Origin of the sequence: Vibrio ichthyoenteri ATCC 700023 (assembly GCF_000222605.1) — a bacterium.
In the GTDB taxonomy this organism is placed as follows: Bacteria; Pseudomonadota; Gammaproteobacteria; order Enterobacterales; family Vibrionaceae; genus Vibrio; species Vibrio ichthyoenteri.
The window spans coordinates 1-1,061 of record NZ_AFWF01000210.1; the positions used below are offsets into that span (position 1 = coordinate 1).

General features: G+C 40.2%; 1 protein-coding gene. It reads left to right on the forward strand.

The genetic code is table 11. The features are described 5' to 3' along the window. Positions 1-155: 155 nt before the first annotated feature. Positions 156-665 carry a beta/gamma crystallin-related protein gene (locus tag RH85_RS14880; protein WP_006713526.1) on the forward strand — a complete coding sequence of 170 codons (510 nt, stop codon included), beginning with the start codon at positions 156-158 and terminating at the stop codon, positions 663-665. The last annotated feature ends 396 nt before the right edge of the window (positions 666-1,061 follow it).

Below are 1,061 nucleotides of genomic sequence, written 5' to 3' on the forward strand. Positions count from 1 at the left end.
ATATCAAGATGATTATGTTGGCTGGACATATAGGCCAGAAGATTTTGTTAAGTTTGGCGTTAGGGATGTTATGGTGATCAATCCTCCTTGGGTGAAAACCGATTACCAAGTGAATAAGAAAATTTTTGTAGTTGATGTTGAATAATGGAATTCTAATGTATCTAAATAAGTCATTTATTTTAGCGCTTTTTATTTGCCCATCCTTAAGTTTTGCTGCTGACTCGGTTTACCTTTGTACGCTGAAACCTTTTATTGATTCATTTTCTGAAGCGGGAAGAACAGAAGAGTATGCAAGGCTAAATGTACGTAATAGTTGTGAGAAGCAACATGGCGAAGGTAGTATTTTTTGTCGAACATCTGAAGCCAAGTGTGAGCGTACATATCTAGGAAGTGTCAGCGTTGGTAGTGGTAATGATGCGTCAGCAGTTATCTATAAATACAGGCATCAAACTGGTCCGTTGTTAAGGATTGATGGCGATATTGCAGATTTGAGTATGTATAGATTTGACGATGACATGAGTTCATTTTCGATTCCTCGTGGCTGGCGAGTACGTTTCTATGTAGATAAAAATTATCGAGGCGATTACTACACAAGGGATCATGGTTCATTCAACGCTGACGGGTTTGATGATGTTATCAGCTCAATCCGAATCATTCATCGTTAAGCGTTAAACCGGTTCACTGCTTAATCAATGTTCGTTAGGTGCAGAATATCCCCTATAAAATTATTTGTTGCTAGCAATTAACGGATTTCTGCTACAATACACGTGAAAGAGCCCAGTGTTGGCTCTCAACACTAAGCACACGGGAACTACACCGCCCTTAAATCGCTTTCTGAAACGTGTCGCGGCCTTCTGGCTGGAAAGCTTCTTCAACTTTGTTCCTCAATAGAGGGATATAACTGACTGTTGGCCACTGTGCCAAATCAACTATCTCGATACTACTCGATCGAACGTCAACTACAGGTCTATGTGATCGGTAACTAACTATCTGATGCAACGGTTCTGAGGGGGACTACTGTGTCAATTTCTGCTTTTAGGAGAGATAATTAGAGGCAAGAA